Below are 12,322 nucleotides of genomic sequence, written 5' to 3' on the forward strand. Positions count from 1 at the left end.
AGCATTTATGGCTACCTTTGCCGGGGTCGGAGAGACGCGCATCTCGGCTCGGCTCCTGCAGGACGAGACGGCGCTTCCTGGTCCGTGGACGCGGAATCGTCGAGGCGCATGCCGCCGACGGCGGCCGCTCTCGAACCGGCCGTGAGACATGTCATCCGCTGTTCAGATTCGTACAGCTAACTTCACGCTCGCGCTCACCATTTCGAGACGGGCGCCGAAGTTCTCATGGAGATAGACGTGAAGCATTCCTGGAAGCGAAATATGGCCGCTCTCGCCCTCGCCATATCGACCGGGCTCGTCGCCGGTTCCGCCAATGCGGCGGGCGCCTGCAACGGCCTCAGCGGCTATTATGGCAATGTCACCGCCATTGTCGTCGGGCAGGACGGCAAGACGGTCAATGTCACGCTCGCCGGCGGCCGGCCCAATGCTTACGGCTCCTGCAGCGGCAATCAGCTCACCGTCAATTTCACTGACGACAAGACGATCAAGGGCGTGTTCGACGGCAAGACGATCAGCTGGGACAATGGGACGAAGTGGACCAAGCAGTGAGCGGCTCGGGCGCGCTTCGCCATTGCCAGTGAACGGCTCGACATGACAACAGCGCCACCGAGCAAGTCTCGGTGGCGATCTCGTCAGGGCGGGAGGACGCCGACGCTCGCCAGCCTCGGCGCTTCGCATCAAGCGCCATCGGCGTCTTCCTTGCGCTCCAGCAGCACATGCTTTTTCTTGCCGAGCGATAATTTGGCGACGCCCTCGACGAAATCCGTCTCGCCGAGCACGGCCTTCTCGTCGCTTACCACGGCGTCGTTCAAGCGCAATCCGCCGGCCTTGATCTGCCGCCGCGCCTCGCCCGTGGAGGCGACGAGACCCGCCTTCACAAAGGCGGTGAGCACGCCGATTCCCGCCGCCACCTCGCTCGCCGTGACAGCGACCTTGGGCAGAGAGAGCGCGAGCGCGCCTTCCTCGAAGGTGCGGCGCGCGGTCTCGGCGGCGAGCTCGGCCGCCTCGCGCCCATGCAGAAGCGCGGTCGCCTCGGTGGCGAGTATCTTCTTCGCCTCGTTGATCTCGGCTCCGCCGAGCGCGGCGAGCTTCTCGATTTCGTCCAGAGGCAGGAATGTGAACAGCTTCAGGAAGCGGACGACGTCCGCATCCTCGGTGTTGCGCCAATATTGCCAATAATCGTAAGGCGCTAGCATGGAAGCGTCGAGCCAGATGGCGCCCGCCGCCGTCTTGCCCATCTTGGCGCCGGAAGAGGTGGTGAGCAGCGGCGCGGTCAGCGCATAGAGCTGATGCGTCCCGAGCCGGCGGCCGAGATCGACGCCCATGACGATATTGCCCCATTGATCGGAACCGCCCATCTGCAGGCTCGCGTCATAGCGCTTGGCGATCTCGACGAAATCATAGGACTGCAGGCACATATAGTTGAATTCGATGAAGGATAGCTCCTGCTCGCGATCGAGCCTCAGCTTCACCGAATCCATCGACAGCATGCGATTGACCGAGAAATGCCGGCCGACATCGCGCAGAAAGTCGATGTAATTGAGCTTGGTCAGCCATTCGGCGTTGTCGAGCAGGATCGCATCGGTCTTGCCCGCGCCGAAGGAGAGGAATTTCGCGAAGGTCTTTTGGATCGCCGCCTTGTTGGAATCGATCGTCTCGATTGAGAGAAGCTTGCGGCTCTCGTCCTTGCCGGAAGGGTCGCCGACGCGCGTGGTGCCGCCGCCGACCAGCGGCAGCGGCTTGCCGCCCGTGCGTTGGAGCCAGGAGAGCAGCATGATCGACAGAAGATTGCCAATATGCAGCGAGGCCGCCGTGCAGTCGAAGCCGACATAGGCGGTGAGCTCGCCGGAGCGCGCCTTTTCATCCAGCCCCTCGAAATCGGAGCATTGATGGACGAAGCCGCGCGCGATGAGCGTCGCGAGGAAGTCGGATTTGGGGCGGAATGCGTCGGACATGGGGGCAGGGTGTTACGGGGAAAGGGGGCGGGGCGCAAGCAATAGTGACGGGGCTGGCCAAGCGGCGCTCATGGTCGTTCGGCGGCGACAATCGAACGCCGCTCGTCCATATCTGCGCCCGACGTCCTGACTTAGCTTACTGTTTCTGCTAGCTTTAGCGTCATTACAATAGTGAGTGTGTCCGATGAAATCGAGCAGTGTCGTTTTTGTGCATGGCCTCATGGGATGGGGGCCGGACGATCTTGGCGGGCTCCCCTATTGGGGCGACGCTCCGGCGCAATTCTCACCGCGCTTTCGCACCCATCTCGCCAAATGCGGGCCGCTCAATTCCGTTCACGATTGCGCTTGCGAACTCTTCGCGGAGATCGCCGGCGCGCGGATCGATTATGGAGAGGCCCATAGCGCTCACGCTGGTCATGCGCGCTTCTCCCGCGATTATTCCGGGCGCGGCTTCGTCGAGGGCTGGTCGGCAGAACGTCCAGTGATTCTCATCGGCCACAGCGCTGGCGCGCAGACTTGCCGGATGCTGCAAAATCTTCTGGCGCAGGATTTCTGGGGCGTCGGCTCCAACGCCGATTGGGTGGAGGCGATCGTTTGCGTCGCTGGCGCGCTCAATGGCTCGACTCTGGCTTATCGCTACTGCGACGAAGAGCGCGGCAGACCGAAAATGCTGCCGAGCGCGCTGGTCGCTGGCGCGCTCGCCGCCGTGTCGGCTCTGGCGCGCGTCGGCGCCGCGCGCTTCTATGATCTGCATCTCGATCATTGGACGCGAGAGGAGGAGGGCGGCGAGGCGTTCCTGCGGCGGCTGGACGCCACCCGCTTCGTCGAGAGCGGCGATAATCTCAGCTTCGACGTCACGCTGCACGGCGCGGCGCGCCTCAACCAATCGATGGAGACTTTCGAGAACTGCCTTTATCTCTCTTTGGTCTCTTCTGCGACGCGCGAGGGACGTTTTTGGAGTCTGCCGTTTCTGCGCAATCGGCATCGGCCTGATCGCTCCATGGAGCTGACGATGCGGGATTCCGCCTCCTACATCGCGACTCGGCCCGAGTTCTCGGTGGCTCCGGCGCCCGATTGGGGGAGCGGCGATCTGACGATGGATCTCTGGCGCGAGAACGACGGCGTGGTGAACACCATCTCGCAGCGCTATCCTTTCATCGGCCGCGCGCATCCGATGAGCGGCGAGGGAATCTTCGGTTTCGAGGATCGCCTCGAGCCGGGGAAATGGCGCTATCAGCGACTAGACGAAATCTTCGGAATGGCCTTCGACCACAATGATGCGACCCATGGCGCCCGTATGAAGCCATTCGAAAAGGGACGGAGGGAGGCTCAACGGGAGCTGTATCGAAAGCTCGCGAATCTTCTGGCGACGTTCGATGCGCCTCATGAGAAGATGACGACGCGAGAGCCGCCGCCCGGCTCGAACCAGGATCGAGCAAAAAAATAACGGCGCGCTAAAGAGCGCGCCGCTTTTTTGGTGAGTGTGAGCCGACCGATCATACAGCCCCCTGAGGAGCCCACGAAGCAGGCGCGTTCGGTCCTGGAAGCCGTATTACACGTCGAAGCCGCCGTCCCCGCCGCCGTCGTCGAAGCCGCCGGTATCCGTATCGTAATCGGCGCTCTGCACGTCGGGCGCGCCCGGATCGGGGCTGTCATAGCCAGCGTCGGGGTAGGGCTGGTTATTGCCGCCCTGGTCGCCGTAGTAATTATTGATGATCGTGTCGCCGCCGCCGGCGTTGGCGTGCTCATAGCCCGAGCCTATGCCGAGATTGCTCCCGGCTCCGCCGGCGCCGCCATGGAACAGGCCGCGGATCGAATCGGCGAGCAGCACGCCGCCGGCGACGCCCGCCGCCGCGCCCAGCGCGCCCTTCAGAAAGCCGCCGCCGGGAGCCGCCGCAGCCTGCTGAGGCGGATAGCCCTGCGGGGCGTAGCCGGGAGGCGGGGGCGGGGCATAGGCGGGGCCGCCGGCCGGGGGCGCGCCCCAAGGGCCGCCCTGCTGCTGCGGATAGCCGGGCTGCTGGCCATAGCCCGGAGGCGGGGCCGGACGCGGCGGGGGCGGGGCCTGGCGCTGAGCGCCGCCGAACAAGCCGCCCAAAAATCCGCCGGACTGCTGAGGACGGCTCTCCAACTCATGCACGCGGCTGTCCAGCTCGTGCAGACGTTGATTGGCCGCCTGCAGCGCCTGATCCTGCACCAGAACCGTCTGCGCCAGCAGATAGGGCGCGCCCGGCTGCGACTTCAGCTGCTCGGCGATGAAACTCTCCGCCTCCTGATCGCGCTGAGCGCCGGCGGCGCTGCGCGTACGCTCGAACAAACCGGCGAGCAGTTGGCGTTCTTCGGGTGACATAGGTCTCTCCCAGTTGGAACCAGCCCTCTTCGCGGGCGTGGCGCCAGAAATATGGGAGCGCTTTTTCGCTCTCACAAGGGCTGTGGTCGCGGTCGAGCTGGCGATTTCGCCGGCTCAGTCGCCGGCGAGCGCCATGTCGTCGCGGTGGATGATCTCGTCCGGGCCTTTGAAGCCGAGCAGCCCCTCTATGTCGCGCGACGATCGGCCGATGATGCGGGCAGCGTCCAGCGCGTCGTAAGTCACGAGGCCGCGGCCGATTTCGCCGCCCGAAGCATTGCGGATCACGACGCAGTCGCCGCGCGCGAAGCCGCCTTCCAGAGCGGTGACGCCGGCCGGCAGCAGGCTCTTGCCGGAGAACAGCGCGCGCGCCGCGCCTTCGTCCACATGGACGACGCCCTTGGGCTCGAGCGAGCCGGCGATCCATTTTTTTCGCGCCGTCACCGGCGAGGAGGGGGTGAGGAACCAGCTGCAAGGCCCGCCCGCGGCGATTCGCGAGAGCGGCGCCTCCACGCGGCCGTCGGCGATGACCATATGGGCGCCGCCCGTGGTCGCGATCTTGGCCGCCTCGATCTTGGTGCGCATTCCGCCGCGGGAGAATTGCGAGGCGGCGCCGCCGGCCATCGCTTCCACCTCCGCCGTGACGCGCGGCACCACCTCGAGCAGCTTGGCGTTCGGATCGCTCGCCGGCGGAGCGGTGTAGAGGCCGTCCACATCGGAGAGCAGCACCAGCAGATCGGCGCTGGCCATTGTGGCGACGCGAGCGGCGAGGCGATCATTGTCGCCATAGCGAATCTCGGAAGTGGCGACAGTGTCGTTCTCGTTGATGACCGGCACGGCGCGTAGCGCCAGCAGCCGGGTCAGGCATTCGCGGGCGTAGAGATAGCGGCGGCGCTCCTCCGTATCGCCGAAGGTAACGAGAATCTGCCCGGCGGTGATGCCGAGATCGCCCAATGTCTCCGCCCATATGCGCGCGAGGGCGATCTGCCCGACGGCGGCGGCGGCCTGGCTGTCCTCCAGCGGCAGCGCGCCGGAGGGAAGGCCGAGCACGCTGCGTCCCAATGCCACCGCGCCCGACGAGACGACCAAAACATCAGCGCCGCGCCGATGCAGGGTGGCGATATCTGCGGCGAGCCGCGCGAGCCACTCGCGCTTCACCTTCGCCTCGCGCGGATCGACGAGCAGCGAGGAGCCGACCTTGACGACGATGCGGCGGAAGGATTCGAGGGAGGGACGTTTCACGGGCGATCGGCTCATTCGAGATGCGGGACGGCGGGACTTATAGCCCGTCTGCGCGGAAAGCCCACCCCGCGCCGCGCCGCAACGAGAAACGGGACGGAAACGAGAGAGAGACTTTCCGCCGCGCATCCGACACCGGGCCGCTTCATCCTGCATGCGCTGACGAAGACCAAGGAAATTCCATGCGTGACAAAATTGCTTTGACGCGACGCGGCCTCGTGGCCGTTGCGCTGGCCGGCTCGGCGACTGCGGTCCTGCCGGAACCGGCCGCTCCCGAGCCGGCCCCCGGACCGCTGACGGCGCCGGCGGAAGAGGGGCCTTTCTATCTCGATCTCGATCTCCAGCGAGCGGACATAGCCGAAGGGCTCGCCGGCGTGCCGTTGGACATCGTCTTCGCTGTCCAGGACGAGACCGGCGCGCCGCTGCCCGGCGCCCGAATCGATGTTTGGCATTGCGACGCGCAGGGGCGCTATTCCGGCTTCCCCGGCCAGGGCGAGGATGGGCGGCTCGATCTCTCCGGCAAGACCTTTCTGCGCGGAAGCCAGATCGCGGGAGCGGACGGACGCGCGCGCTTTTCCAGCGTCTATCCGGGCTGGTATCCCGGCCGCACCACCCATATTCATTTCAAGATCATCGACGGCGGAACGGCGCGTCTCACCTCGCAGATTTTCCTGCCGGACGCGCTGAGCGAGTTCCTCTACGCCAATCTCGGCGATTATGCGCGCGGGCGGCTGCGCGACACGCTCAACTCGACCGACGGCATAGCGCTCGCCGCGGGCGAGACGACTCGTGGCGAGCTGCGCGAGGCGGCCGGCCGTTATGTCGTGTTCTTGCGCGCGCGGATCGACCGCAAGACGGTGCGCGCCGTGCCGCCTCCACCCTTCCTGCAGCCACGCGGCGATCGTTTCGCCGGACCGCCGCCGGGGGGATTCCCGCCGGGAGGTCCGCCGCGCCGTCCGGCGCTGGAAGGGGCGGAGCGTCTGCGCGGGCTGCTTCCCAAGGCGTGAGCCGATCGCTCATGGCGCGGCGCGATTGCGCAGAAACACCACATAGCCGAGAAAATTCGGCCGCTTCGCCAGAGCGGCCGGAGGCGCCCATCGGGCCCCTTCGGCGAGGCCGAGCCGGAAGGGAATGCGAAGCCGCGAGAGCCGCGCCAGATAGGCGTCGATATTCTCGACCGTCTGCGCGCCTTTGTAGGTCTGGAAAACGAGCTCGTCGACGCTTCCCGAAAGCGCGTTCAAATCCTCGGGCGAGGCCTGAGACGCCCAATCCATGAGCCCGGTGACGCCGAGCGCGCAGTTTCGAGGCAGCTCTCGCCGCAGCGTGCGCAGGAAGGTGGCGTAATTCTGCAAGCCGCGCGTCGCAGCGTCGAAATCGATCTGCACGCCGGCGACGCCGCCCGGCTGTGCGCGCCAGGCATCCAGACGGCGGCGAATTTGGGCGACGATCTCCGGCGGCCAATCGAGGCTGCGGATGCGATAGGCGAGCCAGAGAGCGGCCTTGTGCGGGCCGGGCTCTACGCCGCCTTGCGCCTTCATGCGAACAAAGCCGTCGCGATCCGGCCCGATCTCGCCCGAATGGAGATAGATGGTTTTCGCCGCGGCGAGCTCGGCGCGTCCTTTGACGCCGGCCCACAGCCAGAAAGCGTCATGATCCGCCGCCCGCACGAGAGGCTCGGCCATTGCCGGAGACGCACAGAGCAGCGCGCAGAGCGCGAGGAGAAGAACCCGCGATCTCACCAGTAATATTGCAGCCCGCGCGCCCATTGCGTCGCGCCATAGCGTGACTTCAGCGTTTGGAACCAGGCTTTTCGCTGCGCCTTGTCGACATCCTTGCCGCCGCAATCATTGCTGCCCGCCGGCGCATAGCAGTTGATCGCGCGGTAGAGCGCATAGGCTCTGTCGGCGTCCTTGGTCGCCGGATCGGCGATCAGCCGCTGATAGACATCGCCCCGCGAGAAAGGTTCGCCGGGGAAAATCGCCTTGGCGCCGCCCAGCTCGTCCGCCGCCGGACGCCAGGCGTCGAAACGGGCGAAGCCCGAGTGGCGGACGAAATCGCCGAGGCAGAGCAGGCCATGCGCGGAGCGTGGATCGGCGGCGAGTTCCGCCACCACCGCCTTGGGCGCCGGGCATTTATAGGGCTCATTGGCGGGCGAGGAGAGGAAGATCGCCGATTTGGGAAGATCGGAGACCTCCGGCGCCGCGGCGTCGTCCTGCGCGAGTCCTTCAGCCGAAAAGTCGCGCAGGAAATTCGCATATTGGCCGCGCGTCGCCTCCTTGTAGAGGAGCAGGAAGCGGGCGAGCTTGCGCTCCTCCGCGCTCGCCTGCGGATCGGCCACGGCCATGCGCAGCAGGATCGGCCCGGCCGTGTGGCGCAGCAGGATCGCGCGAATGCGTGGCGAGGAGAGCCGCGTCTCCGGCAGGAAAACCTTGTTCGCCATGCCGGCGCGCTCATAGCTCAGCGCGAGGCCCAGCTCGATCGCCTCTTTCCACAAGGGATTGGAGACGGTTCCGCGCAGCTTCGTCCAATGCTCGATCGCCTGTGGATATTGCCCCGAGGCCATCAGCGCCTGACCGCGCAAAGTCTCACGGCTGAAAGCGAGATAGGAGCGCGGCGCCGCGACCGGCGCTCCCAGCGCCTGCAGCGTCGCCGCAAAATCGGCGTCGGCGTAATAGGCGCGCGCGGCTTTCAGAAAGCCGAAGAGATCCTCGCGTCCGGCGAAGGCCTGCGCCTGCGCGTCCAGCTCCGCGGCGGCAAGATGCGTCTCCTTGCCGTCGGAGCGCAGCTTCATCAGATCCTGCGTCGCCAGCAGAATCGGCTCGCGGCTCGCATGGTCTTTGGCGGCGGACAGATATTTGGCGTCGATCTCCTGCGCCAGATCGACGCCGTCGAGCCCGACCTTGGCGCCGCTCCCTTGCGAGATCTGCCGCCCATATTCGGCGGCGAGGCGCTCGTCATCCGCCGCCAGCCAATAAACGCGCCGCAACAGTCCTTGCGCCGAGGCCGCGTAGCGCCCCGTGGGATAGGATTTCAGATAGGCCTGGAAGGCGGCCTGCGCCGCGGTGAGAGTGGCGCGATCGGTCACATTGGGCGTCGCGGTGCCGTCGAAGTCGGCGAAGGCGCCGATCTGCGCCTTGTTGAGCAGGGCGCGGGCGGTCATGTAACGCGCCGCCTCGCGCAGCCAGGCGTTGCGCGCCGATTCGAGCTTGCCGAAACGCTCCAGCGCGCGATCGAAATCGCCTTCGTAGAAGGCGTCGGCGCCGATGAGATAGGAAGCGAATTCCTGCCCGGCGGCGGAGGGCGCGATTTGCGCGAGCGCATTCTGCGCCGCCGCGTCGGCTTTCTCATTGCGGCAGGAGGGGGCGATCTTCTCCCGCGCCGCCGTCAACGCCCGCCGCTCTTCGACGGAAAGCGCGGGCTCCGCCTCGACCGCCGCCGTAAAGGCGGCCCGGCCCGACTCTATGGAAACGCAGCGCGTTCCCTCGCCATCGGCGAAAGCGCTCGCGGCTTCGTCCTTGCGGTCGCGCGCCGCCGCGCCTTTTCGGCAGGCGTCGGTGAAATCGGGCCGCGAGAACAGCACAGAGGAATAGAAGTCGAGCTTCTCCTCGCCCTTTGAAATCGCCTCGTCCTTCGGCCGCAGCGCCGGATCGGCGTCGATCATCAGAAAGAGGAGATTGAGACGGGTGTCATTGCCCGGATCGAGGAAGGGCATGCCGTTCTGCTCGGCGTAGCTCCTCTGATCGAGCGACCAGCGTCCGGGCGTCGGATCGCCGCCGCCACAAGCGTGCGCCGTCCCGGCGGAAATCAGAAAAGCGAGAATGGCGGCGCTGGCGAGTATGGAACGCATCGAAACATCCCGATCACGAAATGCGCTTCGATATCGCGCTTCGCCGAAAGCCCGGCTGCGCGATCTTTGTTGGGCGGAATTTTGGGAGGAGCTGGCAGGAGTGGAGGGACTAGACATTCTGTTGTGCTTCAACGGGTTGGGCAGAAATCCTGCGTCTTTCTGCTGACGGAATAATCTAATAATATCAAAGAAGGGTCAACGACCATGTCCCACCCTTTGGCATTCGTCAGCGGAGGTCCGATAGAAGGTTCGCGACAACGGCAGGCCGTTAAGGGTGCTAGCTGAATATTCGGGTAGGCCGACGACGTGAGCTCTCAAAAACCAGAACGAATCGGCGCAGATCTGATCTTGACGTAAGAGATCTGGTGACCTCGACGCTTGGACGTTCGGCTCGCGTACGTCGCTATAGCGAGGAGGAAGAAGCGATAGGATTCAAGGGAGGACGTTTCGCAAGCGATTCAGAAGCTCGTAGCAGCTCGCTATTGCCCGAGTAGCAAAAAAAAAGCATTCTGCAATTGGGAGTGATTTTCGAGCGGACTGGGTGGAATCGTTTGAGCGGCGGTTTACGGACAAGCGGGGAAGCGCGGCACGGCGACCGGCTTCTAGAGGATCGACGGAAAATCGGAGCCTTTTACACGCCCGAACCACTTAGCGAGATTCTCTCCAATTGGGCGATCCGCTCTTCAACCGACACCGTGTTAGAGCCGAGCTTTGGGGGCTGTGGCTTTCTCCAGTCTGCGAAAAAACGCCTCACTGATTTGGGGTGCCATGAGCCGCGCCAACAGATCTATGGCTGCGATGTCGACCCGGTGGCATTCACCTACCTCGCGGAAATCTTCAGTGGGCCGGTTGACCTGAAGCGCTTCGTGCAAACCGACTTCCTCGATATGCAGCATAGCGGCGAATGGCCTGGCCGCTTCTCTACGATTCTGGCGAATCCTCCTTACATCCCCTACCAGGAAATTTGCACGGAACGCCGCCAATCTCTTTCGAATCGATCATGGGCGATAGAAGGAGTCAGCGGGCGGGCGAGCCTTTGGGCTTATTTTGTAGCGCATGCGTTGTCATTCTTAGAAGACAAGGGGCGGATGGCATGGGTTCTCCCCGGAGCCTTTCTCCAAGCCGACTACGGTCAGTCAATCCGCACCTATCTCGCGACTAATTTCAGACGCGTCGCAGCGTTCGTCCTACGTGAGCGAATCTTTTTAGAGGCAGGCACCGACGAAGAGACTGTGATTTTATTGGCGGATGGCTATCGCGACAATTGCTCGTCCTCTCAGATCGAACTCGGGGAAGCACAGACTTTTGGCAAACTCTCGCAACTGATCGACAAATGGGATTCTGGAGTTTGGAGAGGCCGCCCGGCTGATGGCCGGCCGGCAGCACTTTGTTTGAGCAACGCGGAGCATCGGCTTTTTACGAAATTGGCGGAGTCGGGCGCCTGCAAAAAGTTGGGCGAGATCGCGTCCGTTCGAATTGGACTGGTTACTGGCGCGAACGATTTTTTCGTTCTCACCGAAGAAAAAAGAAAAGCGGTCGGGCTTGAGAATAGCGACTGCAAGCCCATACTCGCGAAGCTTGTTGCCGCCCCTGGAGCAAGTTTGACGCTTCAAGATCACGCTCGTTACCTCGCTTTGGGAGGCCGTGGTCATCTTGTAGACAGTGACGGCAAAACGGGAGGTCCTGGAATCGAAGCATACCTTAAAACATTTCCAGATGAACAAAGAGAAAGCATTAGCACATTCAAGAAGCGGCAGATATGGTCTAAAATAGATGATGGGAAGATTCCAGATGCATTTTTCCCAGTTATGCATCAATTCGGCCCACGACTTATCTTGAATCCAGATGGGCTGACTTGCACAAACACAATTCATCGAGTCTACTTTAAGGAAAGTATGAGTATTTTGTATCAATGGCAACTCGCGGCCGTTTCGATCCTAACCACATTCTCTCAACTCTCCGCGGAACTCGTCGGGCGCCGCTATGGCTCCGGGGTGTTGAAACACGAACCTAGGGAAGCCGAAGAAATTATGATCCTACTCCCGAAGGTTAAAGCGAGCACACTCGATAAGGCATTCAGGGCAATCGATAAGGATCTGAGGGCAAGTGATCGATCCTCCGCGATGCAGCGCGCAGATGCGCTTATCTACGGCGCAACCTTGCAGGACGATTGGAAGGCAGTTTCTGCGCGGCTCTCTCGAATTTTAGAACGAGTGCGGCGTCGCCGTCGTCCGAACCGAAGCTTAAAGAAAGCTAGTCATGGCTGCTAGCCCACATTCGATTTAGAGCGGTTGTTGAACTGACGAAGAGGCTATTTTGGAGCTGATCTACATAATGAGAGTAGCATAGCCGTTCGTACAGCGAAATTGCGTCGCACCAGTTCGGATCTTCCCGTAGTTTTAGCCAATCCTCCTCATAAAAGTTCGCAGCAACGACCTCGCAAAGGAGCGCGACCTCCATCGGCGGATGGCACCAGCGTGGTACCTTGAGTGGATGATCGTGCGCCCGGGCAGCATGATGATGCCCGCCATACTGCAGATGCGTGATCGGCCCCGATTGGTAAGCACCTTCTTGCTTATTCGCTAAATCAAGATGCCAGCGGGAAACTGGATTGTTAAAGTCATCATCGATCTCCAATGCAATGTCCAAGGCCTTGAATGGAAGTTGTATTTCATCGCTCTGCGCTATTTCGATGCCCTTTGAAACAATAGCAGGCGTGATCCAATTGTTTGAACGATCCTTAGTTTTCTTGAATAGGATCGGGTCTCCTCTATCCACTGAAACTGACCAGCTGACAGCATTCTTCTCACGCCCGATATCTCTCGCGACTCTCAAAAGAGCGTTGAAGCCTTCAGGCTGAACTACGTCATGAGTGACCAGGATGTGTGCAACGGTACTAAGAGCGGTGCCTGCGTCGGAAGCCTTGACAACCATGAA

At 62.9% G+C, this 12,322-nt stretch carries 10 protein-coding genes; 4 read left to right on the forward strand and 6 right to left on the reverse strand.

Annotated elements, in window-relative coordinates:
• Positions 1-261: 261 nt before the first annotated feature.
• Positions 262-549, forward strand: coding sequence for a hypothetical protein (locus tag EDE12_RS09045; protein ID WP_134188055.1), 288 nt, complete (start codon positions 262-264; stop codon positions 547-549).
• Positions 550-677: 128 nt separating this feature from the next.
• Here EDE12_RS09045 and tyrS read toward each other — a convergent pair whose 3' ends face one another.
• Positions 678-1,955: a tyrosine--tRNA ligase gene (gene tyrS / locus EDE12_RS09050; protein ID WP_026598582.1), complete on the reverse strand. Its 1,278-nt coding sequence runs from the start codon at positions 1,953-1,955 to the stop codon at positions 678-680.
• Between the two features lie 184 nt (positions 1,956-2,139).
• Between tyrS and EDE12_RS09055 the strand changes: the two genes are divergently transcribed.
• Complete coding sequence (locus tag EDE12_RS09055; RefSeq protein ID WP_198029881.1) at positions 2,140-3,402, forward strand: hypothetical protein; 1,263 nt, start codon at positions 2,140-2,142, stop codon at positions 3,400-3,402.
• Positions 3,403-3,507: 105 nt separating this feature from the next.
• On the opposite strand, the gene EDE12_RS09060 is transcribed toward EDE12_RS09055, so the two are convergent.
• Positions 3,508-4,302, reverse strand: coding sequence for a DUF2076 domain-containing protein (locus EDE12_RS09060; RefSeq protein ID WP_026598583.1), 795 nt, complete (start codon positions 4,300-4,302; stop codon positions 3,508-3,510).
• A 114-nt stretch (positions 4,303-4,416) separates the two neighbouring features.
• Entirely contained in the window at positions 4,417-5,556 is a 1,140-nt protein-coding gene (gene proB / locus EDE12_RS09065; RefSeq protein WP_026598584.1) for a glutamate 5-kinase, read from the reverse strand.
• 164 nt (positions 5,557-5,720) lie between these two features.
• On the opposite strand from proB, the gene EDE12_RS09070 reads away from it, so the two are divergent.
• The gene (locus EDE12_RS09070; protein WP_026598585.1) at positions 5,721-6,545 is read left to right on the forward strand and encodes an intradiol ring-cleavage dioxygenase; all 825 of its coding nucleotides are present in this window, start codon (positions 5,721-5,723) and stop codon (positions 6,543-6,545) included.
• A 9-nt stretch (positions 6,546-6,554) separates the two neighbouring features.
• On the opposite strand, the gene EDE12_RS09075 is transcribed toward EDE12_RS09070, so the two are convergent.
• Together EDE12_RS09075 and EDE12_RS09080 are read right to left on the reverse strand one after the other, a co-directional pair.
• A complete protein-coding gene (locus tag EDE12_RS09075) occupies positions 6,555-7,220 on the reverse strand; it encodes a DUF3142 domain-containing protein (protein WP_245275756.1) in 666 nt (221 codons plus the stop codon).
• A 53-nt stretch (positions 7,221-7,273) separates the two neighbouring features.
• Positions 7,274-9,385 (reverse strand): hypothetical protein, encoded by a 2,112-nt coding sequence (locus tag EDE12_RS09080; protein ID WP_026598587.1) that lies wholly within the window; start codon positions 9,383-9,385, stop codon positions 7,274-7,276.
• A gap of 521 nt (positions 9,386-9,906) precedes the next feature.
• On the opposite strand from EDE12_RS09080, the gene EDE12_RS09085 reads away from it, so the two are divergent.
• Positions 9,907-11,655 (forward strand): N-6 DNA methylase, encoded by a 1,749-nt coding sequence (locus EDE12_RS09085; RefSeq protein ID WP_245275857.1) that lies wholly within the window; start codon positions 9,907-9,909, stop codon positions 11,653-11,655.
• Here EDE12_RS09085 and EDE12_RS09090 read toward each other — a convergent pair.
• Positions 11,639-12,319, reverse strand: a complete 681-nt coding sequence (locus tag EDE12_RS09090; RefSeq protein WP_134188056.1) for a hypothetical protein — start codon at positions 12,317-12,319, stop codon at positions 11,639-11,641. The genes EDE12_RS09085 and EDE12_RS09090 overlap by 17 nt on opposite strands.
• Between the last annotated feature and the right edge of the window lie 3 nt (positions 12,320-12,322).

The organism is Methylosinus sp. sav-2 (genome assembly GCF_004366495.1).
GTDB lineage: Bacteria > Pseudomonadota > Alphaproteobacteria > Rhizobiales > Beijerinckiaceae > Methylosinus.

Bases quoted from the DNA above. Each gene is read 5' to 3' on its own strand.
- EDE12_RS09045 (WP_134188055.1), top strand. From the start codon at position 262: ATGGCCGCTCTCGCCCTCGCCATATCGACCGGGCTCGTCGCCGGTTCC.
- tyrS (WP_026598582.1), bottom strand. From the start codon at position 1,955: ATGTCCGACGCATTCCGCCCCAAATCCGACTTCCTCGCGACGCTCATC.
- EDE12_RS09055 (WP_198029881.1), top strand. From the start codon at position 2,140: ATGAAATCGAGCAGTGTCGTTTTTGTGCATGGCCTCATGGGATGGGGG.
- EDE12_RS09060 (WP_026598583.1), bottom strand. From the start codon at position 4,302: ATGTCACCCGAAGAACGCCAACTGCTCGCCGGTTTGTTCGAGCGTACG.
- proB (WP_026598584.1), bottom strand. From the start codon at position 5,556: ATGAGCCGATCGCCCGTGAAACGTCCCTCCCTCGAATCCTTCCGCCGC.
- EDE12_RS09070 (WP_026598585.1), top strand. From the start codon at position 5,721: ATGCGTGACAAAATTGCTTTGACGCGACGCGGCCTCGTGGCCGTTGCG.
- EDE12_RS09075 (WP_245275756.1), bottom strand. From the start codon at position 7,220: ATGGCCGAGCCTCTCGTGCGGGCGGCGGATCATGACGCTTTCTGGCTG.
- EDE12_RS09080 (WP_026598587.1), bottom strand. From the start codon at position 9,385: ATGCGTTCCATACTCGCCAGCGCCGCCATTCTCGCTTTTCTGATTTCC.
- EDE12_RS09090 (WP_134188056.1), bottom strand. From the start codon at position 12,319: ATGGTTGTCAAGGCTTCCGACGCAGGCACCGCTCTTAGTACCGTTGCA.